Source organism: Nonomuraea sp. NPDC051191 (genome assembly GCF_044455665.1).
Classification (GTDB): domain Bacteria; phylum Actinomycetota; class Actinomycetes; order Streptosporangiales; family Streptosporangiaceae; genus Nonomuraea.
In genome coordinates, this window is sequence record NZ_JBITEZ010000026.1 from 1306 (window position 1) to 26822 (window position 25517).

25 protein-coding genes are annotated in these 25517 nt (G+C 70.4%); 18 read left to right on the forward strand and 7 right to left on the reverse strand.

Translation table 11 applies throughout. The features are described from left to right. The coding region (locus ACIA8R_RS47600; protein WP_397044533.1) for a hypothetical protein at nt 1–691 on the reverse strand (691 nt) is incomplete at its 3' end. Nucleotides 692–694: 3 nt separating this feature from the next. Between ACIA8R_RS47600 and ACIA8R_RS47605 the strand changes: the two genes are divergently transcribed. Continuing rightward, nucleotides 695–1684: a hypothetical protein gene (locus ACIA8R_RS47605; protein ID WP_397044535.1), complete on the forward strand. Its 990-nt coding sequence runs from the start codon at nt 695–697 to the stop codon at nt 1682–1684. Between the two features lie 73 nt (nt 1685–1757). Here the strand turns inward: ACIA8R_RS47605 and ACIA8R_RS47610 are convergent, their stop codons facing one another. Next, nucleotides 1758–2684: an MBL fold metallo-hydrolase gene (locus ACIA8R_RS47610; protein ID WP_352326199.1), complete on the reverse strand. Its 927-nt coding sequence runs from the start codon at nt 2682–2684 to the stop codon at nt 1758–1760. Nucleotides 2685–2794: 110 nt separating this feature from the next. Between ACIA8R_RS47610 and ACIA8R_RS47615 the strand changes: the two genes are divergently transcribed. Further along, the gene (locus ACIA8R_RS47615; protein WP_397044537.1) at nt 2795–3196 is read left to right on the forward strand and encodes a single-stranded DNA-binding protein; all 402 of its coding nucleotides are present in this window, start codon (nt 2795–2797) and stop codon (nt 3194–3196) included. Nucleotides 3197–3278: 82 nt separating this feature from the next. On the opposite strand, the gene ACIA8R_RS47620 is transcribed toward ACIA8R_RS47615, so the two are convergent. Beyond that, the gene (locus ACIA8R_RS47620) at nt 3279–4883 is read right to left on the reverse strand and encodes a DUF1015 family protein (RefSeq protein WP_397044539.1); all 1605 of its coding nucleotides are present in this window, start codon (nt 4881–4883) and stop codon (nt 3279–3281) included. A 123-nt stretch (nt 4884–5006) separates the two neighbouring features. Here ACIA8R_RS47620 and ACIA8R_RS47625 point away from each other — a divergent pair, with 123 nt between their 5' ends. Continuing rightward, nucleotides 5007–5432 (forward strand): tetratricopeptide repeat protein, encoded by a 426-nt coding sequence (locus tag ACIA8R_RS47625; protein ID WP_357705715.1) that lies wholly within the window; start codon nt 5007–5009, stop codon nt 5430–5432. Between the two features lie 329 nt (nt 5433–5761). On the opposite strand, the gene ACIA8R_RS47630 is transcribed toward ACIA8R_RS47625, so the two are convergent. Next, nucleotides 5762–6199, reverse strand: coding sequence for a TipAS antibiotic-recognition domain-containing protein (locus ACIA8R_RS47630; protein WP_397044541.1), 438 nt, complete (start codon nt 6197–6199; stop codon nt 5762–5764). A gap of 104 nt (nt 6200–6303) precedes the next feature. On the opposite strand from ACIA8R_RS47630, the gene ACIA8R_RS47635 reads away from it, so the two are divergent. After that, the gene (locus tag ACIA8R_RS47635) at nt 6304–7275 is read left to right on the forward strand and encodes an HAD-IIA family hydrolase (protein ID WP_397044543.1); all 972 of its coding nucleotides are present in this window, start codon (nt 6304–6306) and stop codon (nt 7273–7275) included. A gap of 271 nt (nt 7276–7546) precedes the next feature. Here ACIA8R_RS47635 and ACIA8R_RS47640 read toward each other — a convergent pair whose 3' ends face one another. Then, nucleotides 7547–7894, reverse strand: coding sequence for an SCP2 sterol-binding domain-containing protein (locus ACIA8R_RS47640; RefSeq protein WP_397044545.1), 348 nt, complete (start codon nt 7892–7894; stop codon nt 7547–7549). A 127-nt stretch (nt 7895–8021) separates the two neighbouring features. Here ACIA8R_RS47640 and ACIA8R_RS47645 point away from each other — a divergent pair, with 127 nt between their 5' ends. The 13 genes from ACIA8R_RS47645 (at nt 8022) to ACIA8R_RS47705 (ending at nt 20866) form a co-directional block, all read left to right on the forward strand. Next, entirely contained in the window at nt 8022–8195 is a 174-nt protein-coding gene (locus ACIA8R_RS47645) for a hypothetical protein (RefSeq protein ID WP_357705719.1), read from the forward strand. Beyond that, nucleotides 8192–9004, forward strand: coding sequence for a TlyA family RNA methyltransferase (locus tag ACIA8R_RS47650; protein ID WP_357705720.1), 813 nt, complete (start codon nt 8192–8194; stop codon nt 9002–9004). Before ACIA8R_RS47645 ends, ACIA8R_RS47650 begins: the two co-directional genes overlap by 4 nt. Further along, nucleotides 9001–9903 (forward strand): NAD kinase, encoded by a 903-nt coding sequence (locus ACIA8R_RS47655; RefSeq protein ID WP_357705721.1) that lies wholly within the window; start codon nt 9001–9003, stop codon nt 9901–9903. The genes ACIA8R_RS47650 and ACIA8R_RS47655 overlap by 4 nt, the downstream gene beginning before the upstream one ends. 94 nt (nt 9904–9997) lie before the next feature. After that, nucleotides 9998–11707 (forward strand): DNA repair protein RecN, encoded by a 1710-nt coding sequence (recN, locus tag ACIA8R_RS47660; protein ID WP_364098514.1) that lies wholly within the window; start codon nt 9998–10000, stop codon nt 11705–11707. Nucleotides 11708–11780: 73 nt separating this feature from the next. After that, complete coding sequence (steA, locus tag ACIA8R_RS47665; protein WP_357705810.1) at nt 11781–12977, forward strand: putative cytokinetic ring protein SteA; 1197 nt, start codon at nt 11781–11783, stop codon at nt 12975–12977. After that, nucleotides 12974–13948, forward strand: coding sequence for a copper transporter (locus tag ACIA8R_RS47670; RefSeq protein WP_397044548.1), 975 nt, complete (start codon nt 12974–12976; stop codon nt 13946–13948). Before steA ends, ACIA8R_RS47670 begins: the two co-directional genes overlap by 4 nt. Nucleotide 13949: 1 nt before the next feature. Further along, nucleotides 13950–14801, forward strand: a complete 852-nt coding sequence (locus ACIA8R_RS47675) for a hypothetical protein (RefSeq protein ID WP_397044550.1) — start codon at nt 13950–13952, stop codon at nt 14799–14801. A 72-nt stretch (nt 14802–14873) separates the two neighbouring features. Beyond that, nucleotides 14874–16466 (forward strand): murein biosynthesis integral membrane protein MurJ, encoded by a 1593-nt coding sequence (gene murJ / locus ACIA8R_RS47680; protein ID WP_397044552.1) that lies wholly within the window; start codon nt 14874–14876, stop codon nt 16464–16466. Between the two features lie 168 nt (nt 16467–16634). Next, on the forward strand, nt 16635–17831 hold the full coding sequence (locus ACIA8R_RS47685) for a glycosyltransferase (RefSeq protein WP_397044554.1): 1197 nt from the start codon (nt 16635–16637) through the stop codon (nt 17829–17831). Nucleotides 17832–18007: 176 nt separating this feature from the next. Further along, nucleotides 18008–18991, forward strand: a complete 984-nt coding sequence (locus tag ACIA8R_RS47690) for a TerC family protein (RefSeq protein ID WP_357705726.1) — start codon at nt 18008–18010, stop codon at nt 18989–18991. A gap of 108 nt (nt 18992–19099) precedes the next feature. After that, on the forward strand, nt 19100–19741 hold the full coding sequence (locus tag ACIA8R_RS47695; RefSeq protein ID WP_357705812.1) for a phosphatidylserine decarboxylase: 642 nt from the start codon (nt 19100–19102) through the stop codon (nt 19739–19741). After that, nucleotides 19728–20555, forward strand: a complete 828-nt coding sequence (gene pssA / locus ACIA8R_RS47700) for a CDP-diacylglycerol--serine O-phosphatidyltransferase (RefSeq protein WP_352364447.1) — start codon at nt 19728–19730, stop codon at nt 20553–20555. The genes ACIA8R_RS47695 and pssA overlap by 14 nt, the downstream gene beginning before the upstream one ends. Before the next feature lie 35 nt (nt 20556–20590). Then, nucleotides 20591–20866, forward strand: a complete 276-nt coding sequence (locus tag ACIA8R_RS47705) for a hypothetical protein (RefSeq protein WP_357705727.1) — start codon at nt 20591–20593, stop codon at nt 20864–20866. Nucleotide 20867: 1 nt separating this feature from the next. Here ACIA8R_RS47705 and ACIA8R_RS47710 read toward each other — a convergent pair whose 3' ends face one another. Together ACIA8R_RS47710 and ACIA8R_RS47715 are read right to left on the reverse strand one after the other, a co-directional pair. After that, entirely contained in the window at nt 20868–21524 is a 657-nt protein-coding gene (locus ACIA8R_RS47710) for an MBL fold metallo-hydrolase (protein ID WP_364098498.1), read from the reverse strand. Next, complete coding sequence (locus tag ACIA8R_RS47715; protein ID WP_397044557.1) at nt 21521–22312, reverse strand: maleylpyruvate isomerase family mycothiol-dependent enzyme; 792 nt, start codon at nt 22310–22312, stop codon at nt 21521–21523. Before ACIA8R_RS47715 ends, ACIA8R_RS47710 begins: the two co-directional genes overlap by 4 nt. A gap of 217 nt (nt 22313–22529) precedes the next feature. On the opposite strand from ACIA8R_RS47715, the gene uvrA reads away from it, so the two are divergent. Then, nucleotides 22530–25370, forward strand: coding sequence for an excinuclease ABC subunit UvrA (gene uvrA / locus ACIA8R_RS47720; protein WP_357705730.1), 2841 nt, complete (start codon nt 22530–22532; stop codon nt 25368–25370). Nucleotides 25371–25517: the final 147 nt, after the last annotated feature.

Sequence of the window (25517 nt, forward strand, 5' to 3'; positions counted from 1 at the left end):
CCGTCGTGAGGGCGATGACCGTGGTCCTCGCAGGGAGGGCTTCGACCGGGGGCCGCGTCGTGAGGGTGACGAGCGTCGTCCCTTCCAGGACCGTGGGCCTCGTCGCGAGGGCGGCGGTTACGGTGACCGTGGTCCGCGCCGCGAAGGCTTTGACCGTGGTCCGCGCCGTGAGGGCTTCGAGCAGGGCCCGCGCCGCGAGGGCTTTGACCGTGGCCCGCGTCGTGAGGGCGATGACCGTGGTCCTCGCAGGGAGGGCTTCGACCGGGGGCCGCGTCGTGAGGGTGACGAGCGTCGTCCCTTCCAGGACCGTGGTCCTCGGCGTGAGGGTGGCGGTTACGGTGACCGTGGTCCGCGCCGCGAAGGTTTCGACCGTGGCCCGCGTCGTGAGGGCTTCGAGCAGGGGCCGCGTCGCGAGGGCTTTGACCGTGGCCCGCGTCGCGACGACTCCTACGGGCCTCGTCGCGAGGGCGGCTACCGCGAGTCGCGCCCGTTCTCGCGGGACGACCGCGGGGAGCGTCCGGGCGGTGGCACTCGTGCCAGGTACGGCAGGGAGGAGCGCGACTCCGACGCCCCGCAGCGCGAGAGGCTGCCCGAGGTGGCGCCCGACATCACCGCGGAGGAGCTGGACAAGGAAGTACGCGAGGAGCTGCGTTCCCTGCCCGGCGACCTCTCCGACCTGGTCGGCAGGCACCTAGTGGCCGCTGAGCGCGCCCTGGAGGAGGACGATCCCGACAAGGCGCATGAACACACCAAGGTGGCGCGCCGGTTCGCGGCTCGCATCGGTGTCGTACGTGAGGCTGCGGGCATCGTCGCCTACCGGGCCGGACACTTCTCCGAGGCGCTCAGCGACCTGCGTGCGGCCAGGAGGATGACGGGGTCGGATGCGTACCTGCCGGTCATGGCCGACTGCGAGCGCGGTCTGGGCCGTCCGGAGCGGGCCATCGATCTCGTACGTTCGCCGGAGGCGGAGCGCCTCGACCGGGCCGGACGCATCGAGCTGACCATCGTCGAGTCCGGCGCCAGGCGTGACCTGGGCCAGCAGGACGCGGCCGTGATCACCCTCCAGCGTCTGCCCGAGCTGCGCGACCCGCAGCCCAAGCCGTGGTCGGCGCGCCTCGCGTTCGCCTACGCCGACGCCCTGGCCGACGCCGGGCACCAGGAGGCGGCCACCGACTGGTTCGCGCGGGCGATGGCCTTCGACGAGGACGGCGAGACGGACGCGGCCGAGCGGTACGCCGAGCTGACCGGAGCCGTCATCGAGGACGTCGAGGAGGACTTCGAGGAAGACCTCGACTCCGAGGACGACTCCGAGGACGACTTCGACGACGCCGGTGTCGCCGACGAGGGCAAGCTGGCCGAGGAGGAGGAAGAGGACACCGAGGCCCTGGCCGAGGCGGACGACCTCCTGGAGCCGGAGGCCACCGAGACCCCTGAGGCGCCTGAGCCGGAGGTCGCTGTGAGTCCCGAGGCGGCAGAGCCCGAGGTCGGCAAGCCGACGGACACCGCTGAGGAGGCCAAGCCGGCTGAGGAGAAGCCGGCTGAGGAGAAGCCGGCTGAGGAGAAGCCGGCCGAGGCCGAGACGCCGGGGATCACGCCCGCGTTCATCGAGCCGGACTTCGGTGACGTGCTGGAGGTCGAGACGGGCGAATCCGCTCAGGACCGGCCGAAGAAGAACGACGAGTAAGTGTTGCTGCTCCGCCGTGCCCTGATCGTCTGGGGTACGGCGGAGCTTTTGTCTCAGGCGAGGTGTGGGCTCGTCATCGTTCGACGCGGTTGAGCCAGTGGAGGATGCCCGCGACGTTCGACGGGGCGCCGCTCAGCAGTTCGAACTGCTCGGCTGTCACGTCGTCCGACTGCAGGGCGGTGTAGCGCTCCTTGGTGCGGTCGCGGACCATGGCGACCGCGTGATCGAGATCCAGGCCCTCCGAATGCGCCTGGCGGGTGAGATCCACCCAGACGCGGAGCTCTTCGGCGGATCGCTCAAGCGTCTCCTGGACGGCGCCGACCGGGCCGTAGTGGCTGAACAACAACCGTTGCGGACCGAGCGCCTGGAACAGGGCGATCGAGTCGAGGGCCGTCTGAAGGTCGAAGTCCGGTGGCGGCGTGGCGGGGCGCAGGTCGCCGGTCTGGGGCAGGTACACGCCCGCGGCGTCCCCGACGTACAGGTCGCCGGTGGCGGAGTCGATCAGGCCGACGTGGTGTTTGGCGTGGCCGGGGGAGTAGTGGCTGCTCAGCGTGCGGCCGTTGCCCAGGTCGATGGCGCCGGTGTCGCCCAGGGCGACGATACGTTCGGCTTCGGTGGGGGACAGTTCGCCGAAGAGGGTGTCGAGCTGGTCGCCCCAGACCATCCGGGCACTGGCCATCAGACGCGACGGATCGGCCAGATGGCGCGCGCCCTTCTCATGCACCACCACCTGGGCGGACGGGAAGAACTTCGCGATGTCCCCCACGCCGCCCGCGTGATCCAGGTGGATGTGGGTCACGACCACCGTGGCCAGGTCGTCCGGGCCGACGCCGAGCGAGGCGAGCGCGTCGCGCACCACGGGGGACGAGGTCGAGGTGCCCGTCTCCACCAGGCACGGCCGGTCCCCCAGGATCAGATAGCCGGCGGTGATGCCCGAGTATCCGGCCATCTTGGTGTCGATCTCATAGACGTCGCCGCCTAGTGCGGTGATGTTGTCCACAGGAACTCCCGCGCGTACATCCGTTATCCCCAGAACGACGTTCGTATCGATCCGGGCTTCCCTTCATCGTAGAGAGTGATCTCCGCCGGAACACAAACGGGAGGACGTCAATGGATCGGAACGAGGTCGTGCTCGCGGGGCGGTTGTCCGCGGCGGTCGAGGAATACGCGATGCCGAGCGGCGACATGGCCACGAAGTGGCGGGTCATCGTACGCCGCCGGCGCAGGCACAGGCGCGGCCCGGCGCTCACGGACAGCATCCCTTGTGTCACGTTCGATCCCGAGGTGGCGGAGACCGTGCGGGGCCTCAAACCGAGGGACTTCGTCGAGGTGACGGGCGCCTTCCGCTGCCGGGTCTTCGGTCCGTCCGCCGCCAAGGTCTGGCGGTACGAGGTGGAGGTGAGCGCCGCCAGGCCGGTCGAGGAGCCGGTTCCTGAGCCGTCCGAGGAGATGGCTCCGAGCCGGGGGCCTCGGAAGGTGGCTCAGCTGGCCGGGGCGGGTGGCCAGATCTGATGCCCGGTCCGGGGCCGGGTTCCGTCGCGGGCGTGGAGGGTCGACGGCACGGGGTGAGGCGAGCAGGTGAGGGCGTGCGGGGTCAGTCGATGGCGAACGTGCGTAGCACCAGGCCGGTGCGTGGTTTCGGGCCGAAGGAGGTGGACTTGCGGGGGACTCGTTCGCCGCCCGCGGCCACCGCCAGCACGTCGTGAACCATGAGCGGTTTGAGGATGACGGCTGTGCCGCCCGTCTGGATCGCGAGCCGCAGCGCCGCCTCGGTGTCGTGGTGGACGATGCGAACGGCCTGGTCGTCGTCCTCCATGCCCCACACCTTGGGCAGGATGAACTCGGTGAGGATGGAGGTGTTGAGCGAGTTCCAGCGCTCCGAGTGCTGGTCGTGCATCGCCAGGTTGAGCTGCACCGGGTCGGGGTCGGTGAGCAGGTGGGTGCCGCTTTCTCCGGCGAGCAGGAAGGCGGGCTCGGGAGCGTTCTCCAATGCCTCCAGGCCCTGCCGCAGGTCGTCGTGGTCGTGCACCTGCCAGGCGCCCCTCGCCCTGGCGGCGGCCTCGGTCAAGGGCAGGCCGGGGATGACCCGGTGGATGGCCTTGAGATCGGGTGGGTAGGCGGTGGAGTCGACGATCAGGGCCAGCCCGAAGTCCCAGGGGCCCAGCGCCCGCCAGGGCTCGGCCGGGGCGGAGGCCGGGGCGTCCGAGGGATGGGCGAGGTGGTCGGTCAACTCGTGACGGATCGAGGTGACCGGGCTGGGAGTGGGGCTTGCCGGGTGGTCCGTCGCGGTGGGAATGCTTGGGGGAGCGCTGAGGGAGATGTCCCGCGAGCTCTGGGGAAGCGCGTCCTGGGGGGTGTGCGGAAGGGTTCCTTGTGGCACGGCGTTGGGCGTGGCCTGGTGAGTTCCGTCCCGCAGGGCTTGGCGGGCGGCGTGTTCCTGGCGCTGCAGGACGCGGTACGTCGCGTACCGGTGGTGGCCGTCGGCGATCAGGGCCTGACGGTTGCGCAGGTCGGCGTTGATCGCGGCGATCTCGTCCTGGTCGGTGATCGCCCACAGCCGGTGGGTGAGGCCGTCCTCGGTTCCGGCCGTGACGAGGGGCGGTCGCTTGGTGGCCACCTCGTCCACCAGACGGGTGGCCCTGCCGTGGTCGCCGTTGTAGAGCAGGAAGATGGGTTCGAGGTTGGCCTCGGTGGTGCTCATGAGGGCCAGGCGGTCGGCGATCGGTCCGGGCATGACGTCTTCATGGGGGAGGATGACGCGCTCGGCCGGGTCGATGAGGCCGACGTCGCCGATCAGGCCGCGCTGGAGGATGTGCGGGCCGCTCTGCTCGTACACGTACAGGGCGGGGGTGTCGTCGGCCACCAGGACGCCGGCGTCCAGCCAGGCCCTCAGGGTGTCCCTGGCCTCGGCGTAACGGGCTTCGAGCGGCACCTCGGTCCGGTGGTGAAGCCTGGACGGGGGGCCGGCCGGGCCGCGAGGAGGGCTGCCTTCGGCGGAGGGTGTCGCTTCGGGGTTGCAGGGAAGGATGAGGCGGACGACGTTGTTCGGGTGAGAGGCAAGGAGAGCTTCGACGTCCGCGTCGCTGATCAGGTCGTACGGTGGGGAGGTCACCTTGGCGGGATCTTCGACATCGAAACGTACGCCTCGGAAGGGCCGTAGCACCAGTCCGTCCGGCACCGGCAGTTCAGGAGTCCCCATACCGGGCATGCTCCCATAAAAGCTTGCGCCTACCAGGAGTTGCCCCAATCGTTTGCTGTCGCGCCCCTATCGCGGCGGAGCGGGAGCGAGGTTCGTCGTCCGGCGATGAAGGAGTCCTCACGCATGGTTCAGGGCGGAAATGGTCACGATGAGTCCTTGGGCGGCGTTCCTGGGGGCGGTGTCTACGACTGGTATCAGCGTGGTGTGAAGTTGCTGAAGGAGGGGAGTCCCGCGGCTGCCGCGGCATTGCTGGAGCGGGCGGCTGCGGCTGAGCCACAGTCGCGGAGCATCCTTGAGGCATTGGCTCGGGCGCAGTTCAACTCCCGCCAGTATGCGGAGGCCGCGGCCAGCTTCCGGCAGATCGTGGATGCGAATCCGGCTGAGGATTATGCGTATTTCGGGCTGGGGTTGTCGTTGTGGCGTACGGGGGACCTGGAAGGGGCTCAGGAGCCGCTCGCCATCGCGGTGGCCATGCGGCCGGACGAGCGGCATTACGTATCGGCTTTGAAGAGTGTGCGCGCGACGTTGAGGGCTCGCCGGGAGATGTAGGGGTGTAGGGCGCGGACAGGGGCCCGCCGTCGTGCAGTGTCATTGCTCGGGTGGATCTTTTCGGGCCCGATCGGTGCCACCTCAGATGTGCGCTGTCAGGCGGGGAACGTTGCTGGGCGGGCGGTGCCTGCCGCACCTCGGGCCTGACGAGGGCTCTGTGCGGTCGAATGTGCCGCCCCCACGTCTGCGTGGACTCCGGCCGCCGACGGCGACTGATGTTCCTGGCTACTGCGACGATGCTGTCCGGCGCCTCAGGAAGGACTGTCCGGGCCGTCATGCGTCGCCTGTGACGTGACTCTCCACATGGCCGACTGCTCAAAGGGGCCAGCTCAGCCCTGGCGGGTGGTGTTGGCGAGGATTGCGGTGCGGAGGTAGGTGGCGAGGCCGGGGGAGGTGCGGTCGAAGGTGGCCGTGAAGCGGGGGTTGGAGGCGTACAGGTCGGCGAGGCCGCGGTGGTGGTCGTACGTGCAGTCGTAGAACCAGCGGGAGATGTGGGCGCGGTGTTCTTCGGCCAGGTCCATCGCAAGGTCGCTGTCGGCGGGGATGTCGGCGTTCATCGCATCGGCGAGGCGGGCCGAGAGGGCGGATGCCTCGGCTTTGTACCGCTGCCATTCCTCCTTCGTGTAGGACGAGGTGCGGCGCGCGGATTCGGCCCAGGCACGCGTGTCGCCCCAGCGTTCCTCGGCCTCCGCCGAGTGTTCGTCGTGGGCGAAGTCACCGAAGAGTTCGGTGCGTTCGTCGGTCGTCAGGTTGAGCGTGCGGGGCATGGTCGTCCTTCCAGAACGGGTTTCCCGTCAGGGCTTCCTGTGGCGGGGTACGAAGGCGACGCTAAAGTCTCACGCGGCGTGAGAGTCAAACGGGAAGAGGCGCTGTGCTGATTGACGGCTATGACACCTTGCTGCTCGACCTCGACGGTGTGGTCTACCTGGGACCGCACGCCGTGCCCGGGGCAAGTGAGGCGCTGGAGGCGGCTCAGGGCAAGGGTGTGCGGCTCGCCTACGTGACCAACAACGCCTCCCGCACGCCGGCCGCCATCGCCGCCCACCTGCGGGAACTCGGCGTCCCGGCCACGGCGGCCGATGTCGTGACCTCGGCGCAGGCGGCCGCGCGAGTGGTCGCCGAGCGGGTGGCTCCGGGCGCCGCGGTGCTGGTCGTGGGCGGGTCGGGGCTGCGGGTGGCCGTACGTGACCACGGGCTCAGGCCGGTGTCCGTCGCGGCCGAGTCGCCTGCCGCGGTGGTTCAGGGGATCGCTCCGGGTCTGTCCTATGCCTTGCTGTCGGAGGGGGCGCTGGCCGTACGGCAGGGGGCGTTGTTCGTGGCCTCCAACGGTGACAGCACCATGCCGACCGGGCGGGGTGAACTGCCCGGGAACGGAGCCATGGTCCGGGTCATCGCCGCTGCCACCGGGGTCGAGCCGGTCTATGCCGGTAAGCCGGATCCGCCGTTGCACCGGGAGTCGATGATCCGTACGGGCGCCCGGCGGCCGCTGGTCGTGGGGGACCGGCTGGACACCGACATCGAAGGAGCCTCCAACGCGGGCGTGGAGAGCCTGCTGGTGCTCACCGGGGTGGCCGCCCCGCTCGACGTGCTGACCGCTGAGCCCCGGCACCGGCCCACCTACCTGGCCGAGGACCTCGGTGCGCTGGTCCAGCCCTATCCCGAGGTGCGGGAGGGGGCCTGCGGAGGATGGCAGGCTGAGTGGCGGGACGGGGTGCTGCGCCTCGAAGGAGACGGCAGCCGGATCGACGGGCTGCGCGCGGCCTGCGACGCGGCCTGGGCGGCGGCCGGGGAAGGCCGGGTCGGCGAGGACGCGGTCAAGGAGGTCCTGAAGCGCGTCGGGTGAGGGCCTCCCCAGACCTGGCCTTCCTTGTCGATCGGCGACCTTGCATCAAGTGACCGAATCGGTGGCGTACTCTCCCATGGCCCGCAGCACGCCGGACGCGAACACGTACGGCGTGCTGATCATGGAGGAGCGAGTGGGGAGCGATCGTCAGGGCGGGTCGCCGGGGGCGACGTGGCCGCCGGAGGGCGGCTCGCCGATCGGGGGCCGAGGGGTAGGGATGCTGTTCGCCTGTCGCCTAACAGTTAACGAATGCGTTGAACAACGGAACCGGTCAGATCAGCTTGCGCAGGCGTAGCAGGTCGCCGAAACTCGCGTCGATCTTCACCCGCCCCCCTAGCAGGGCGCGGGCCAGGTCCAGTTCGCCGTCGACCAGCGCGATCAGGTCGTCACTCGCAATGGTGATCTTCACATCGGCCGGTTTGCCCCCGGCCGGCGTTTCCTCGGTGAACGGGTCGAGCCCCCCGTGGTGCAGCCGCCCGTAGAAGATCACACCGAGGTCGGACACCCGGGCGCTGACCGTCCGCTCGACCACGTGTTTGGCACGATCCTCCGCGCCGATCTCGTCGAACTGGGCGACGAGCCTGGCCAGTGCCGCCCGGCACTCCTCGACGCTTGCCATGTTGAGCATCCTTTCTTTCCCTTTGCGGTCGGTAGCGTTCCACATCACTAGCACCCCCGTATGAGCTTCAACGCGTGACACGCCTGCCAAGGTCCCGGGCGCTCGCCCGAGGCGTTACGGTCGAGTCATGGGTGAGCTGCCGGAGGAAACCGGAGACGAGCGGGTCGATGCCATCGTGGCCGGTCTCGGTCGTGTGGGCGAGCTGCCGGTCAACGAGCACGTGGCGGTGTTCGAGGAGGCGTTCGCCGGGCTGGAGTCCACTCTCGCGGGTGCGGGCGACGAAGCGCTGGGCGAGCGGTGAGCCGGAGGATTCGCCTCGACAGCGAGCTGGTGCGCCGAGGTCTGGCCAGGTCGCGTGAGCAGGCCGCCCAGCTCATCGAGGCCGGGCGGGTCAGCGTGGGCGGGCAGCAGGCGAGCAAGCCCGCGACCCAGGTCGACACGGCCTCGGCCATCGTCGTCGCCGAGTCGGCCGACGGGCCCGACTACGTTTCGCGCGGAGCGCACAAACTTCTCGGGGCGCTGGAGGCGTTCAAGAGCCTGTCGGTGGAGGGGCGCAGGTGCCTCGACGCGGGGGCCTCCACGGGAGGCTTCACCGACGTGCTGTTGCGTCACGGCGCGGCTCACGTGCTCGCCGTCGATGTCGGCTACGGCCAGCTCGCCTGGTCGCTGCGCACCGACGAACGGGTGACCGTGATGGAACGGGTCAACGTTCGCGATCTGACCCCCGACATGGTCGGCGAGGCGCCCACGCTGGTCGTGGGCGACCTGTCGTTCATCTCGCTGCGGCTCGTGCTGCCCGCGCTGGCGCAGGTCGCCGCGCCGCGGGCCGACTTCGTCATGCTGGTCAAGCCGCAGTTCGAGGTGGGCAAGGAGCTCGTGGGGGCGGGCGGCGTGGTGCGCGACCCCGAGCTGCGGGCCCGGTCGGTGCGTGACGCCGCGGCCAAGGCGCGGGAGCTGGGGCTGAGCGTGCGGGGCGTGACCGCGAGCCCGCTGCCCGGTCCGTCCGGAAATGTCGAATATCTGCTCTGGCTAGGCAAAGGAGAGGGTGAGCCCCCCGTCGCCGAGCTCGATGCCGAGATCCAGCGTGCCGTCGCAGAAGGGCCGCAATGAACCGCACCGTGCTCGTCGCCGTCCACACCGGGCGGGGGGCCGCCGTCGAGAGCGCCCGCCTGGTCATCGACCGGCTGGTCCAGGCGGGCATCAACGTACGCGTCCTGGACACCGAGGCCGTCGACATCGGCTGCGGCGGGGTTGAGGTCGTCCCCAGTGACGATCCGGGCTCGGCCAAGGACGCCGAGGTCATGATCGTGCTCGGCGGCGACGGCTCGCTGCTGCGCTCGGCCGAGCTGGCCAAGCCCGCCGGCACGCCCCTGCTCGGCGTCAACCTCGGGCACGTCGGGTTCCTGGCCGAGGCGGAGGTGGCCGACCTGGCCTCGGCGGTCGACAGCGTGGTGGCCGGGCGCTACGACGTCGAGGAGCGCATGACGATCGACGTCCTGGCCAGGCAGAACGGCCGGGTGATCGCCGACACGTGGGCGCTCAACGAGGTCACCGTGGAGAAGCAGGAACGCATGCTGGAGGTGGTCGCCGAGATCGACGGGCGGCCGCTGTCCCGCTGGGGCTGCGACGGCGTGATCTGTGCCACTCCTACCGGTTCGACGGCGTACGCGTTCTCGGCCGGCGGGCCGGTGGTCTGGCCGGAGGTGGAGGCGCTGCTCCTGGTGCCCATCAGCGCCCACGCGCTGTTCGCCCGGCCGCTGGTGGTCTCGCCCCGATCGACGATGGCCGTGGAGATCCTGCCGGACACTCCCGGCGGCGTTCTGTGGTGCGACGGACGGCGGCGTTTCGAGCTGCCCTCGGGCTCGCGTGTGGAGGTTCGCAGGGGGGCCGAGCCGGTCCGCCTGGCCCGCCTGCACGGCGTGGAGAACACCGGCGCCCCCTTCACCGACAGGCTGGTCGCCAAGTTCGAACTACCGGTTCAGGGATGGCGCGGGAGAGTGCGACCCTGAATGAATGGAGGGGAGAACGCGTAGGATCCCATGGGCAACAGGTGTCCGGACACAACCAACCGGCCATCAGGCACGGCAGTGACGGGAGTGGGCAGTGCGACCAAGGGTCGAGGAGGTCCGCATCCAGGGGCTCGGCGTCATCGACGAGGCCGTACTTGAGCTCTCGCCGGGCTTCAACGTGGTCACCGGCGAGACCGGCGCGGGCAAGACGATGGTCGTCACGGGGCTCGGGCTGCTGTTCGGCGGCCGGGCCGACCCCTCGCGCATCCGTCCGGGGGCCGACAAGGCGACCGTGGAGGGCACGCTCGTCGTCGAGCCCGGCGGCCGGGTCGCCCAGCAGGTCGAAGACCTCGGTGGCGAGGTCGAGGACGGCGAGCTGATCATCTCGCGCGCCGTCTCGGCCGAGGGCCGCTCCAGGGCCTGGCTCGGCGGGCGCACGGTGCCCGTCGGCACGCTGACCTACCTGGCCGACGACCTGGTGGCCGTGCACGGGCAGATGGACCAGCAGCGGCTGTTGCAGGCCGCCAGGCAGCGCGCCGCGCTCGACCGTTACGCCGGGAACGAGCTGGTCAAGCCGTTGCGGGCGTACTCGCAGGCGTACAAGCGGCACAAGCAGGTGGGGGCGCTGCTCGACGAGCTGACCACCAAGGCCAGGGAGCGCGCCCAGGAGGCCGACCTGCTGCGGTTCGGCCTGGAGGAGATCGAGAAGGTCGACCCCAAGCCGGGCGAGGACGTCCACCTGCGCGAGGAGGAGGAGCGCCTCTCGCACGCCGACGCGCTGCGCAGCGCCGCGACCACGTCCCACACCGCGTTGCTCGGCGATCCGATGGAGGCCGCCGGCGGCGCCCGCGACGTGATCTCGCTGCTCGGGGAGGCCCGCGCGGCCGTCGAGGCCGTGCGCGACTTCGACCCCCAGCTCGCCGGCGTGGCCGACCGGCTCGCCGAGGCCGGATACCTGATCTCCGACGTCGCCACCGACCTGGCCGCCTACGCCGAGTCCATCGAGGCCGACCCGGCCCGCCTGGCCTCCGTCCAGGAGCGCAGGTCCGTGCTGGGCAGCCTGATCAGGAAGTACGCCGAGGACAGCGCCGGGGTGCTGGCCTGGGCCCAGCAGGCGGCCGCCCGCCTGGGCGAACTCGAAGGCGACGACGAGCGCATCGAGGAGCTCACCCGCGAGCACGAGGAGCTCACCACCAGGCTCACCACCCTGGCCGCCGAGCTCACCAAGGTGCGCGAGGCCGCCGCGGAGCGCTTCGGCCAGGCCGTGACCGACGAGCTGACCGCGCTGGCCATGCCGCACGCCCGGGTCGTGGTGCAGCTCACCCAGAGCGCCGAGTTCGGCCCGGAGGGCGTCGACGAGGTGGAGCTGCGGATGGCCGCGCATCCGGCCGCGCCGCCGCTGCCGCTCAACAAGGGCGCCTCCGGCGGCGAGCTGAGCCGCGTCATGCTCGCCATCGAGGTCGTGTTCGCCGGTGCCGACCCGGTGCCGACGTTCGTGTTCGACGAGGTCGACGCGGGGGTCGGTGGCAAGGCCGCGGTCGAGATCGGGCGTCGGCTGGCCCGGCTCGCCCGCACCGCGCAGGTGATAGTCGTCACTCACCTCCCGCAGGTGGCGGCCTTCGCCGACCAGCATCTGGTCGTCGAGAAGGCGAGCGACGGCAGTGTCGTGCGCAGCGGCGTCGTCACGCTCAACCACGAGGGGCGCGTACGCGAGCTGTCCCGCATGCTGGCCGGTCTGGAGGACTCCGAGCTGGGCCGGGCGCACGCGGAGGAGCTGCTGGGACTCGCAGCGGCCGACAGGTGATTCTGTGTGACATAGTGGACACGCCGCGTAGTGCTTGGCCTCCGCGCTGTTTCCCTCTGGCAGGATGGTCATGATGAAGGTTCCGGGGAGCAAGATGCCGGGCCTCCGTGGCAGGAAGGTCGGTGACCTTCCCGGTGTGACGGCAGTGGCGAGAATCGACCGGCGAACCAAGAGGCTCACCAAACGCCTCCAGCCCGGGGAAATAGCGATTATCGACCATGTCGACGTTGACCGGGTCAGCGCGGAGGCGCTCGTCGCATGCGGCGCGGCGGCTGTGGTCAACGTCGCCGCGGGCATCAGCGGCCGCTATCCCAACCTGGGCCCGCAGATCCTGCTCGACGCGAGTGTGCCGTTCGTCGACAACGCCAACCCCGAGCTGTTCGAGCGCGTCAAGGACGGCGACGTCGTCCGTGTCCACGAGGGTGTCATCTACCTCGACGACGACGTCGTGGGCAAGGGCGACGAGCAGACGACCGAGGCCGTCGAGGCCGCCATGGCCGAGGCACGCGCCGGGCTCGCCGTGCAGATCGAGGCTTTCGCCGTCAACACGATGGAGTACGTTCGCGGTGAGGGCAAGCTTCTCATCGACGGAGTCGGCGTGCCTGAGATCCGCACCCCGATGGAGGGCAGACATGTCCTCATCGTGGTGCGCGGTTATCACTACAAGGAAGACATCGCCACCCTTCGCCCTTACATCAGGGAATACCGGCCCGTCCTCGTCGGCGTCGACGGCGGCGCCGACGCGCTGCTGGAGGCCGGCTACCTCCCCGACGTGATCGTCGGCGACTTCGACTCCGTCTCCACCAAGGCGCTGACCTGCGGCGCAGAGCTCGTCGTGCACGCCTACCGCGACGGCCGCGCGCCCGGCCTGGAGCGGGTGCACCAGCTCGGCCGCGAGGCGGTCATCTTCCCGGCCACCGGCACCAGCGAGGACATCGCGATGCTCCTGGCCGACGACAAGGGCGCCGAGCTGATCGTCGCGGTCGGCACCCACGGCACCCTGGAGGAGTTCCTCGACAAGGGGCGCTCCGGCATGGCCAGCACCTTCCTGACCCGGCTGATCATCGGCAGCAAGCTCATCGACGCCAAGGGCGTGAGCAGGCTCTACCGTAGCCGCATCACCACCCCGCAGCTCCTGCTGCTCGTGATCACCGCGCTGATCACCATGGGGGTCGCCCTCTTCCTGTCACCGCTCGGCCAGACCTGGCTGAACGGCCTGCAAGACGTCTGGAACGCATTCATCTTCTGGCTGGTCGGACTCTTCTCGTGATCGATTTTCGCTACCACGTCGTCTCCATCGTCGCGATCTTCCTGGCGCTGGCCGTCGGGATCGTCCTGGGCACCACGCTGCTGCAGGAGCCCGCGGTCAAGTCCGCGCAGGAGATCAGCGCGCAGCTCACCAAGACGAAGGACGAGTTGCGCGTGCAGATCGACCAGCTCCAGGGCCGCGAGGCGGGCAACGGCGCCTTCGTCGCCAGCGTCACGCCGAAGCTGGTGGCCGGCGAGCTGACCGGCCAGCACGTGCTGCTGGTCGAGACGCCGGGTTCGAGCACCGCGTTCCGCGAGGCCGAGCAGCAGGTGCTGGAGGAGGCGGGCGCGGAGGTGAGCGGACGCGTCACGCTGACCGAGAAGTTCTTCGACCCCGATCGCAGCGGCGTGCTCGACGGCCTGGTCAACCAGCTCAAGCCGGTCGACATGGTCTTCCCGTCCACGGCGACCGTCTGGGACAAGGCGGGCGCGCTGCTCGCCTCCACGCTGCTCACCACCGACCAGGCCCAGGCGGGCACGCCCAACGCCGCGACCGCCGCCGTCCTCAGCGGGTTCGAGGCCGGCGGGCTGGTCAGCGTCGACGGCGACCCTGCCAAGCGGGCCATGCTCGCGGTGATGTTCGCGCCGGAGAAGGCGTACGAGGGGGAGCAGGCCGAGACCCAGCTCGGCGCGCTCGTCTCGGTCGCCGACCGGCTCGACGCGGCGGGCAAGGGCGCGGTGCTGGCCGGCAGCGCCGCCAACGCGGCTGTCACCGGGGGCGCCGTCAGCGCCCTTCGCGACGACGGCGACGTCTCCAAGCGCGTGTCCACCGTCGATACCGTCGATATGCCCGCGGGCCGGGTCGTGGTCGTCTACGCTCTCCGGGAGCAACTGAACGGGCGCGCCGGCCAGTACGGCATCGGCAAGGGGGCCTCGGCCACCCAGCCCGCGTTGCCGACCACCACGCCTTCACCGACCCAGTCAGGGAGCTGACATGGCCCGTGGCCTGCTCTACGCGCTGGCCGGCGCCGCGATCGGCGCCGCCGCCGCCCGTGCCGCCTACTCCGCCTTCACCCGGAACCGTCCGGCCGACCTGGGGGGGCGCTGGACGCGCAAGAACCACCGCGGCGAGCCCATCACCCTGCTGGAGGGGCCCGCGTTCGTCGCCGGTTCCGGCGTGGCGGCCGCGCTCACGCCTGGCCTGACGCCGCGTACCCGGCTGGCCGCGGTGCTGGCGGGCGTCGGCACCGGCGCCCTAGGGGCCTACGACGACCTCTACGGCACCACGTCCTCCAAGGGCTTCAAGGGCCACCTGACGGCCCTGACCCGTGGCGAGGTCACCAGCGGCGCAGTCAAGATCCTCGGCATCGGGGCCACCGGGCTCGGCGCCGCCGCCCTCGTCTCCGACGGGCCCGTGGACACGCTGGTCAACGGTGCCGCCATCGCGGGCGCGGCCAACCTGGCCAATCTGTTCGACCTTCGTCCCGGGCGGGCGATCAAAGTCGGGCTGCTGGCCGGCGGGCCGCTGCTGGCGGTCTCGCTGCTGCGGTCGTCGCCCGCCGCCGCGGCCCTGGCCGCCGTGCCGCTGGGGGCCGCCGCCGCGCTGCTGCCCGACGACCTCGGCGAGCGCGCGATGCTCGGCGACGCGGGCGCCAACTCGCTCGGCGCCCTGCTCGGGCTGGCCGCGGTCACCAAGCTTGGCAGGCCGGGCAGGCTCGTCCTCCTGGGCACGGTCGCCGCGCTCACCGCGGCCTCGGAGAAGGTCAGCTTCACCAAGGTCATCGCCGCGAACCCGGTGCTCAACCGGATCGACATGCTCGGGCGGCGTCCCGTCGACCCCGTGTGACCCTCCGCGCGCGATTGTCGGTGGCACCTGCCAGGATGTCCGCGTGACCGGATACTGGGCGGGGGAGGCCGGGTGCGGAGCGTGACGGCGCGGGGTGTGGCGGGTGGCGCCCTGCTCATCGGGGCGATCACCGTGCTGGCGCGGATCGCCGGCTTCGTCAAGCAATACGCCTTCGCCCAGACCGTCGGCACCAACTGCCTGTCCACCGCCTACATGACGGCCAACCAGATCCCCAACATCGTCTTCGAGGTCGTCGTCGGGGGCGCGCTGGCGGGCATGGTGGTGCCGGTGCTGGCCGGGTCCGCCGCCTCGCGCGAGCGCACCGGGCACATCAGTTCGGCGCTGCTGACGTGGGTCGTCGTGGTCCTGGTGCCGCTGGGGGCGCTCACCGCGCTGTTCGCCCGGCCGGTCATCGGCCTATTCCTCGGCGAGGCCGTCCGCGGGTGTGACACGGCCCATCTCGTCGCCCTCGCCACGCGGATGCTGGTCGTCTTCGCCCCCCAGATCCCTCTGTACGGCGTGGCCGTGGTCCTCTACGGCGTGCTGCAGTCGCACAGTCGCTTCGCCGGGCCCGCGGTCGCGCCGCTGGTGTCCAGCATCGTGGTCATCGTGGCGTACCTGCTGTTCGTACCGCTCAGTGGGGGGACGGCCGACCCGGCTCAGCTGCCTGGGCCCGCCGAGCTGGCCCTGTCGGTGGGCACCAGCCTGGGTGTGCTCTCGCTCGTGCTGACCGTGCTCGGGCCCGTGTCGCGGCTGGGGCTGCGGTGGCGGCCCACCTTACGCTTCCCCGACGGCGTGGCCGGGCAGGTGCGCAGGCTCGCCCTGGCCGGGATCGCGGCGCTGCTCGCCCAGCAGGCCGCCATGATCGTCGTGGTGCTGCTGTCGAACAAGGCGATCGGCAACGGAGCCCTCACCGTCTACAACTACGCGTGGGCGATCTACCTGGTGCCGTACGCGGTGCTGGCCGTGCCCATCGCCACCAGCGCGTTCCCCCGGTTGTCGGCGCAGGCGGGTGACGCGGTCGCGTTCTCGGCGCTGGCGGCGCGTACGACGCGGGCCGTGGTGCTGGTCACGGGGCTGGCCGCCGGCGTGCTGGCCGCCGCGTCGGGGCCCGGCGCGGTGGTGTTCCTGGGAGGCAGGAGCGAGGTGCCGCCGCCTCAGCTCGCCCTGGCGATCGCGCTGTTCGCGCCGGGCATCGTCGGCTACGGGCTCATCGCCCACCTGAGCCGGGTGCTCTACGCGGCCGGGCTCGGGCGGGCGGCGGCCACGGGGACTGTGGCCGGGTGGCTGGTCGTCATCGTCGCGCAGACCGTGCTGGTGCTGGTGCTGCCCGCCGAGTGGAAGATCGGCGGCATGGCGCTGGGGATGAGCCTCGGCATGACCGCCGGTGGGGTGCTGCTGCTCGCGTCCGTGGTTCGGGCGCGGGGGAGCGGGGCCGCAGCGGGGCTTCCCAGGGCCGCAGGGGCGGCGGTTGGTGGTGGCGTGCTGGGGTACCTGGCGGGCGCGTGGGTGGTGGGGCGGCTCGGCGTCTCCGGCATCTGGCCGAACGTGGGTGCTGTGGTGCTGGCGGCGGTGGTGGCCGTGGTGGTGGGGGTTGTTGTCGTGGTTGCGGTGGACCGGTCGGACGCCAGGGCGGTGGCCGGGCTGTTCAGGCGGGGCGGCTGATCCTCTACGGCAGGTCCGCTGCTCTGTGGGGGCGGTTCATGGTCTCCTGCGGTTCCTGATCTTCCGCGATGGGGGCCTTGAGGTGAGTGGTCGTATGGAGTGACCCGGCCTTTACGGTTTCGGCTTTGAGGTGTGGTCGCGGGTTCCGGTGAGGATCTTGGAGGGGTCTTGCGGGTGGCTTTTGTGATGGGCACCACGTCCGGTGGTACCGGGCGGCATGTACGGATGCTCGTCGAAGGGCTGGTGCGGCGCGGGCATCAGGCGGCGGTGGTGGGGCCGGGGAGTGTCGAGGAGGCGTTCTCCTTCCGGGAGGCGGGAGCCACGTTCGCCGAGGTGCCCGTGTCCGATCGGCCGCATCCGCTGAACGATCTGCGCGCGGTGCTCGCGATTCGGCGGCTGACGCGGGATGCCGACGTCGTCCACGCTCATGGCCTCCGTGCGGGGGCGCTGGCGAGCCTGGCGCTGCGGGCGATCAGGCCGCGGACGTCGAAGCGCGCGGGGGCCGAGTACCAAGAGACAGGGCGTCAGGGGATCGGATCGCAGGAGGCCAGGGGCTCAACGCCGGCAGGGGGCTCGTCGGGAGGGAAGGGGCCGGGGGTGGTGGTCACGTTGCACAACGCGCTGACCGCCGGCGGTTTCGTGGGATTCGTCTACGGGGTGCTGGAGCGGATCGTGGCGCGGCGGGCCGATCGGGTGCTGGTCGTCTCGCCGGACCTGGCGGAGCGGATGACCGCCCTGGGAGCCCGGAAGGTGGGGGAGGCGGTGGTGCCCGCGCCCCCGCTCCGCCCGGCCCGGCGTACGCCGGAGGAGGTTCGGGACGAACTGGGGGCGGGCGACCGTCCCCTGGTGCTCACGATCGCCCGGCTCGCCCAGCAGAAAGGACTCGACACCCTGCTCGACGTGGCGGCGGGGCCGTGGGAGGGCCCGATGCCCCTGTTCGCCGTGGCGGGTGAGGGGCCGCTGCGGGAGGAGCTCCAGGACCGGATCAGGGGGCGGAGCCTGCCCGTGCTGCTGCTGGGAGACCGGGACGACATCCCCGACCTGCTCGCGGCCGCCTCCGTCGTGGTCAACTGCAGCCGCTGGGAAGGGCTGCCGCTCAGCCTCAGCGAGGCCCTGATGGCGGGCAAGCCGGTGATCGCGTCAGGCGTGGGCGGGATCCCGTGGCTGGTGGGCGACGCCGGGATGCTCGTGCCGTACGGGGACGCCGAAGGGCTGCGGAGCGCGTTGCGGAAGGTCCTGGACGAGCCGGGGGTCGCGCGGACGCTGTCGGAGGCGGCGACGCTGCGGGGACGGGAGTTGCCGGATGGTGACGATGCCGTGGAAAGCGTACTCGGGGTGTACGGGGCGGCAAGATCGTATGGATGATGGGAGCAAAGTGTCGGCGTATACTGCGTGGGTTAGGGAGGGGAGTATCCCTTCGCGACAGCCTCGTCATCACGGTGCAGCCCCGCTCCACGGGGCCCCCGGGGCTGCCGGTCCGCGTTGTTCGCGGGCGGGAGAGACCTCCGGCAATGAGTCATGCATGCCGGAGGGTTTGAACCGTGACCGTACCTGTGTGGGCCTGGATCGCCGTCATCGGCGGTCTGCTCGTCGTCCTCGCCTTTGACCTGTGGATCGTCGACCGCGGTGAGGCCCGCGAGTTCTCCATGCGGCAGGCCGGATATTGGGTCACCTTCTATGTCGCCCTGGCCGCGTTGTTCGGTGTGGGGTTGTGGGCCACGTTCGGGGCCGACAAGGCGGGGGAGTTCTTCGCCGGTTACATCACTGAATACAGCTTGAGCGTCGACAACCTGTTCATCTTCTTCATCATCATGAGCCGGTTCGCGGTGCCGCGGCCCTACCAGCACAAGGTGCTCCTGGTCGGCATCGTGCTCGCGCTGGTCATGCGGGGCATCTTCATCGCGCTCGGGGCTGCCGCGCTCGAACGGTTCAGCTGGCTCTTCTACGTCTTCGGCGCCTTCCTCGTCTACACCGCCGTCAATCTGATCCGGCAGCACCTCAAGGGCGAGGAAGAGGAGTTCAACGAGAACATCCTGCTCAGGTGGGTGCGCCGGGCGTTCCCGACCACCGAGGGGTACGTCGGTTCCAAGGTCACCGTCAAGATCGACGGACGCCGCATGGTGACCCCCATGCTCATCGTGATGATCGCCATCGGAACCACCGACCTGCTGTTCGCCCTCGACTCGATTCCGGCCATCTTCGGGCTCACCAAGGACCCCTACGTCGTCTTCACGGCCAACGCGTTTGCCCTGATGGGGCTGCGTCAGCTTTACTTCCTGCTGGGCGGGTTGCTGCAGCGACTCGTCTACATCAGCTATGGTTTGGCGTTCATCCTCGGGTTCATCGGGGTTAAGCTGATAATGGAGGCGTTGCATGCCAGCGGCGTCTCCTGGGCACCCGAAATTCCCATCTGGGTGTCGCTCACGGTCATCGGCTCCACCATGGCGATCACCACGGTTGCGAGCCTGATCAAGGCCCGCATGATGAGCGGCGAAGGCGAGCAGACGCACCCGGAGCAGGTCTAGCGGAACGGCTATCGAGGCGCTTTGCTTGTGTAGTTGCGCCGTGTAATAGTTGCGAGTTCCGTAACAGCATGGCAAAGCGCCTAGTCCAGTCACCATCAAAGGTTGTACGTGTCAGACGATTCTGCTAAGTCGAGCCGCGTCCGGCTCGCGCGCGGGGTCTCCCCGTGGCTCCTCCCGACGGCGGCCGCGGCGGCCGCCACCGCGCTGCTGACGCGCCGAGACCGGCGCTGGGCCCTGGCTGCGGCCCCGCTGGGTGCGCTCACCGGTGGCATGCTCTGGTTCTTCCGCGACCCCGAGCGCACTCCAGGCGAGGGGCGCATCCTGTCGCCCGCCGACGGCGTGGTGCAGAGCATCGACCCCTGGCCGGACGGCCGCACCCGCGTCGCGATCTTCATGAGCCCCCTGAACGTGCACGTCAATCGTGCCCCTCTTGCGGGAAATGTCACGTCCGTGCAGCATGTGGCAGGTGGGTTCCTGCCGGCGTTCAACAAGGACAGTGACCAGAACGAACGCGTGGTGTGGCATTTCGAGACCGCGCTGGGCGACATCGAGATGGTGCAGATCGCGGGCGCCGTGGCGCGCCGGATCGTGCCGTACCTGAGCGCTGGGGCCAAGGTGGCGCAGACCGAGCGAATCGGTCTCATCCGGTTCGGCTCGCGGGTCGACATCTACCTTCCCGAAGGCATCTCGCCCGCGGTCTCCGTGGGTGAGAAGACGGTTGCGGGGGTGACCAGAATTGACCACGGCTGACGCCGGCAGCTGGCAGGCGGGCGAGGAAGAGCCCCGCGGTCCTGTGGGCAAGGCGTTCCGCCTGTCCGCCGCGGACTCGCTCTCGCTGGGCAACGCGGTCTGCGGGTTCCTCGCGGTCTGCGTCCTGGCCTATTCGGCGATCCAGCAGCTCACGGTCGCCGACGGCAAGTTCACGCCGACGCCGAGCTACTTCGCCACCGCCATCGTCCTGCTGCTCATCGGCGCGACCTGCGACCTGTTCGACGGGCTCGTCGCGCGCCGCTTCCGCGCCTCGGCGATGGGCGCCGAGCTGGACAACCTGGCCGACGTGATCAGCTTCGGGTTCGCGCCCGCGTTCATGGTCGTGATCTGGGGTGTCGGCGCGCCGCCTTCGGTGCCGTTCATCGCGGTGGTCACCGCCGCGGCGGCCGTGCTGGTCGCCGGTGTCGTACGCCTGGCGCGCTTCGCGTGCGTCAAGACCAAGAGCGGCGACTTCATGGGCCTGCCCATCCCGATGGGCGCGATGACCGTGATCTCGATCGTGCTGCTGTTCCAGCCCAGCATCTGGGCGCTGTTCGCGGTGCTCGGCGTGGCCTGGTTGATGGTCAGCCGCATCGAGTACCCCAAGCCCAAGGGGCAGCTGGCGGCGGTCGTCCTCGGTTGGATCATGGTGAACGTGGCGTTCCTCACGGTCTGGGTGGCCTGGCCGGAAGGCGGCGACCTGCCCATCAAGATCGGCGCGACCATGCAGATCGCGCTCGTCGCGGCCATCCCGCTGCGCATGTTGTTCTACAAGCGGGAGCTGCGCAAGGAAGCCGAGCGAATCGGCAACTAGGGGATTTTTCATCCATCTTCGGCTTTGATGGATCCATGTCGGCTACGCCACGCGAGCACACGCGGACGTACTATCTCGGCAAGCTGGCCACGGAGCTGGAGCAGCGCGGGCTGACCGCCACCTTGCGGGCCTATCCGCCCGCGCTGAGGATCAGCGATCCCGACACCGCGCTGCTGGCCGAGACGATCGACTGCGTGCCGCTGCCCGAGGGCTGGTTCTACCGCTGGTCGTGGGGTGAGCTCGTCGGCCTGGCCGACGATCCGGCCCTGGCGGCCAGCCGCATCGTGCGCGTGCTGGCCGCGGGACGGTGAGCTACCAGCCCCTGGCCTTCCACTCGGCCAGCGAGGGACGTTCGGCGCCGAGCGTCGTGTCCCGGCCGTGGCCCGGGTAGACCCACGTGTCGTCGGGCAGGCGGTCGAAGAGCCGCTCGGACACGTCGGTGAAGAGGCGCTCGAACCGCTCCGGGTCCTTGCCGGTGTTGCCCACCCCGCCGGGGAACAGGGAGTCGCCGGTGAACAGGTGATGGCCGTCGGGGCCGCCGTCGTAGAGCAGGGCGATCGAACCCGGGGTGTGGCCGCGCAGGTGGATGACCTCCAGGCTGACCGGGCCGAGGGAGATCGTGTCGCCGTGCTCGACCGTGCGGCCGGCCGGGACGGGCAGCGCGGGCGCGTCGAGCGGATGGGCGATCACCTCGGCGCCGGTGACCCGGGACACCTGTTCGAGGGCCTGCCAGTGGTCGCCGTGCTGGTGGGTGGTGACGACCGCGCCGAGCGGCTGGTCGCCGACGAGCGCCAGCAGCCGGTCGGCGTCGGCCGCGGCGTCGATCAGCAGCTCCTCGCCGGTCTCGGTGGAACGCAGCAGGTAGGCGTTGTTGTCGTGGGGGCCGACCGCCAGCTTGGAGATGGTCAGGGCGGGCAGCTCGCGCACGTCGGCGGGGCCGCCGACCTGGACGTCGCCGGTGTAGGTCATGGATAGTCCTTCGGGGGCGTCGCGGGCAGATCAGCGGGGGCCGGCATCGTCAGCCACGGCGGCGGCTCGGGAAGGAGCGCGCCACCGTCACCGGGCGTCGACGGCTGTCCCGCGGGCACCAGGGTAACGCCCTCGCCGTCCGACCTCCCTGTCAACCAGGCCAGCATGTCGACCGGCGCGCCCTGGACGGCGGGGCCCTGACCGAGGTTCTGCCACCTTTGCCCCGGCTTGCCGGTCAGGACGACCTCGCTCACCGTGCTGCTGCCGTACGGCCAGGAGTGGCGGAGGTCGTGCAGTTCGCGATGGACGAACGTCCGCGGCCAGTCGTGCGGGCCGTACCCCGCGTCGAGGTCAACGTGGTGCATGCCCACCTCGCGAAGGCGGCGTACCAGGATGTACCAGGCAGGATGTGACGGCGGTCGCATGCCATGGACGGGCGTCCGCCACGCCTCGGCGGGCAGGTCGCGGATCGCGGCGGCCAGGCGGGCGGCGCTGTCCGCCAGGTCGGCCAGGTGCCGGGCGGCCGGCCGGGCGGCGGCGGCCTCGATCTCGGCGGCCCTGGCCTCCACGGACGGGTACTGCGGGGTCTCGACACCCGTCCGCGCCCAGGTCAGGAGGTTGAGGTGGGAGCCCGCGTTGCCGGTCAGGTGGGCGAGCACGTGCCCTCTGGTCCAGCCGGGCAGCAGGGACGGGGCCGTCACGTCGGCGTCGGACAGGGACGCGGCCGTGGCCAGCAGCCGGTCGGTCGCGGAGGCCAGTTCGGCCTGCACCGCGGGTAGAACGGTCATGTCCAGATATTTCCCCATCTAGCGGGCAGGTGTCGCGGTCGGGCATAAAGCAGCAGGTCAAGTGGTTGACTTGCAAAGGGCTGCTGCCGACGCGGGAGATGGCCGTAACCTGTGAAGGACGGATTTTCGGGGGCCGGGGATCGGCTCGCCGAAAATGTCGGTGCCCCCGTCTACCATCCCCCGTGGACCTATCCGCCTTTCGACCTCCGGGATCGCCGTGGCAGACCGCCTGATCGTGCGTGGTGCACGAGAACACAACCTCAAGGACGTCTCGCTGGACCTGCCGCGAGACTCGCTGATCGTCTTCACCGGCCTCTCCGGCTCCGGCAAGTCGAGCCTGGCCTTCGACACGATCTTCGCTGAGGGGCAGCGCCGCTACGTCGAATCCTTGTCGGCCTACGCCCGCCAGTTCCTCGGCCAGATGGACAAGCCCGACGTCGACTTCATCGAGGGCCTGTCTCCCGCGGTGTCCATCGACCAGAAGGCCACCAGCAAGAACCCCCGCTCGACCGTCGGCACCATCACCGAGGTCTACGACTACCTGCGTCTGCTGTGGGCGCGCATCGGCAAGCCGCACTGCCCGACCTGCGGCCGTCCGATCGCCCGGCAGCAGCCGCAGCAGATCGTCGACCGCGTCATGGACCTGGAGGAGGGCACCCGCTTCCAGGTGCTCGCCCCCGTCATCCGCGGCCGCAAGGGCGAGTACGCCGAGCTGTTCCGCGAGCTGCAGACCAAGGGCTTCGCGCGGGCCAGGGTCGACGGCACGGTCGTGCGGCTGGAGGAGCCGCCGACGCTGAAGAAGTACGAGAAGCACGACATCGAGGTCATCGTCGACCGCCTGTCGGTCAAGGAGTCCTCGCGCCGCCGGCTCACCGACTCCGTCGAGACCGCGCTGCAGCTGTCCGGCGGCACGATCACGCTGGAGTTCGTCGACCTGCCGGAGGACGACCCGGGCCGCGAGCGCTTCTACTCCGAGCACCTCTACTGCCCCTACGACGACCTGTCGTTCGAGGAGCTGGAGCCGCGCTCGTTCTCCTTCAACTCGCCCTTCGGCGCCTGCCCCGAGTGCACCGGCCTCGGCACCAAGATGGAGGTCGACCCCGACCTGGTGGTGCCCGACCCCGAGCGCACGCTCGGCGACGGCGCGCTGCACCCCTGGTCGGGCGGCCACACCAGCGAATACTTCGTCAGGCTGATCGAGGCGCTCGGCCACACCGTCGGGTTCACCCTCGACACGCCGTGGGAGCGGCTGCCCAAGAAGGCCCAGAAGTCGCTGCTGTACGGCCACGACGAGCAGGTGCACGTCCGGTACAGCAACCGCTACGGCCGCCAGCGCTCCTACTACACCACCTTCGACGGCGTCATCCCCTGGGTGCAGCGCCGGCACGCCGAGGCCGAGAGCGACGCCACGCGCGAGCGCTTCGAGGGCTACATGCGCGAGATCCCGTGCCCGGCCTGCAAGGGCGCCAGGCTCAAGCCGGTCACCCTCGCCGTCACGGTCGACGACAGGTCGATCGCCGACGTCGCGGCCATGTCGATCGGCGAGTGCGCCAAGTTCCTGGCGGAGCTGAAGCTGTCCGACCGCGACATGCACATCGCCGAGCGGGTGGTCAAGGAGATCAACGCCCGCATGGGCTTCCTGCTCGACGTCGGCCTCGACTACCTCACCATGGACCGCGCCGCGGCCACCCTCGCCGGTGGCGAGGCGCAGCGCATCCGGCTGGCCACGCAGATCGGCTCCGGGCTGGTCGGGGTCCTCTACGTGCTGGACGAGCCGTCCATCGGCCTGCACCAGCGCGACAACATGCGCCTGCTCGACACGCTGATCAGGCTGCGCGACATGGGCAACACGCTGATCGTCGTCGAGCACGACGAGGACACCATCGCCGCCGCCGACTGGGTGGTCGACATCGGGCCGGGCGCCGGCGAGCACGGTGGCCAGGTCGTGGTCTCCGGCACCGTCCAGGAGCTCCTCGCCAGCGAGGAGTCCATGACCGGCCAGTACCTGTCGGGCCGCAGGAGCATCGCGATCCCGGCCAAGCGCCGCAAGCGCGACAAGAAGCGGCAGATCACGGTCAAGGGCGCCCGCGAGCACAACCTCAAGGGCGTCGACATCGAGTTCCCGCTGGGCATGTTCACGGCGGTGACCGGGGTGTCCGGGTCGGGCAAGTCGACGCTGGTCAACGACATCCTCTACAACGCGCTGGCCAAGGAGCTCAACGGCGCCCGCACGGTGCCGGGGCGGCACTCGCGCATCAACGGCATGGACCAGGTGGACAAGGTCGTGCACGTCGACCAGTCGCCGATCGGCCGTACGCCGCGCTCCAACCCGGCCACGTACACCGGGGTCTTCGACCACGTGCGCAAGCTGTTCGCCCAGACCGCCGAGGCCAAGGTGCGCGGCTACCAGCCGGGGCGCTTCAGCTTCAACGTCAAGGGCGGACGCTGCGAGGCGTGCGCGGGCGACGGCACGATCAAGATCGAGATGAACTTCCTGCCGGACGTCTACGTCCCCTGTGAGGTCTGCCACGGCGCCCGGTACAACCGGGAGACGCTGGAGGTCCACTACAAGGGCAAGACGATCGCCGAGGTGCTGGACATGCCGATCGAGGAGGCGCTGGGCTTCTTCGACGCGATTCCGGCCATCAAGCGGCACCTGCAGACGCTCAACGACGTCGGCCTGGGCTACGTACGGCTCGGGCAGCCGGCGACCACGCTGTCCGGTGGTGAGGCGCAGCGCGTCAAGCTCGCCTCCGAGCTGCAGCGCCGCCAGACCGGGCGGACGATCTACGTGCTCGACGAGCCCACCACCGGCCTGCACTTCGAGGACATCCGCAGGCTGCTCGGCGTGCTCGGGCGGCTGGTCGACGGCGGGAACACGGTGATCGTCATCGAGCACAACCTCGACGTCATCAAGACCGCCGACTGGATCATCGACATGGGCCCCGAAGGCGGGTCCCGTGGCGGCACGCTGGTGGCCACGGGCACGCCGGAGGAGGTGGCGCTGGTCAACGAGAGCCACACCGGGCGCTTCCTGCGGAAGATCCTCTCACTCTGAGGCAGGCGGCGGCCCAGGTGTGGCGACGTTGCGCCTTGAGTCGGACGGTGGCGGCTCGGGCGTGACGGCGGTTGCCGTCGGTCAGGTGATGGTTCGGGGGCGACGGCGCCTGCTGTCGGTCAGGCGGTGGTTCGGGGGTGACGGCGC

Excerpts from the sequence above, each read along its gene's own strand:
- ACIA8R_RS47615 (WP_397044537.1), top strand. The coding sequence starts at position 2,795 with ATGGATCGGAACGAGGTCGTGCTCGCGGGGCGGTTGTCCGCGGCGGTC.
- ACIA8R_RS47620 (WP_397044539.1), bottom strand. The coding sequence starts at position 4,883 with ATGGGGACTCCTGAACTGCCGGTGCCGGACGGACTGGTGCTACGGCCC.
- ACIA8R_RS47625 (WP_357705715.1), top strand. The coding sequence starts at position 5,007 with ATGGTTCAGGGCGGAAATGGTCACGATGAGTCCTTGGGCGGCGTTCCT.
- ACIA8R_RS47630 (WP_397044541.1), bottom strand. The coding sequence starts at position 6,199 with ATGCCCCGCACGCTCAACCTGACGACCGACGAACGCACCGAACTCTTC.
- ACIA8R_RS47640 (WP_397044545.1), bottom strand. The coding sequence starts at position 7,894 with ATGGCAAGCGTCGAGGAGTGCCGGGCGGCACTGGCCAGGCTCGTCGCC.
- ACIA8R_RS47645 (WP_357705719.1), top strand. The coding sequence starts at position 8,022 with ATGGGTGAGCTGCCGGAGGAAACCGGAGACGAGCGGGTCGATGCCATC.
- ACIA8R_RS47655 (WP_357705721.1), top strand. The coding sequence starts at position 9,001 with ATGAACCGCACCGTGCTCGTCGCCGTCCACACCGGGCGGGGGGCCGCC.
- steA (WP_357705810.1), top strand. The coding sequence starts at position 11,781 with ATGAAGGTTCCGGGGAGCAAGATGCCGGGCCTCCGTGGCAGGAAGGTC.
- ACIA8R_RS47675 (WP_397044550.1), top strand. The coding sequence starts at position 13,950 with ATGGCCCGTGGCCTGCTCTACGCGCTGGCCGGCGCCGCGATCGGCGCC.
- ACIA8R_RS47705 (WP_357705727.1), top strand. The coding sequence starts at position 20,591 with ATGTCGGCTACGCCACGCGAGCACACGCGGACGTACTATCTCGGCAAG.
- ACIA8R_RS47710 (WP_364098498.1), bottom strand. The coding sequence starts at position 21,524 with ATGACCTACACCGGCGACGTCCAGGTCGGCGGCCCCGCCGACGTGCGC.
- ACIA8R_RS47715 (WP_397044557.1), bottom strand. The coding sequence starts at position 22,312 with ATGACCGTTCTACCCGCGGTGCAGGCCGAACTGGCCTCCGCGACCGAC.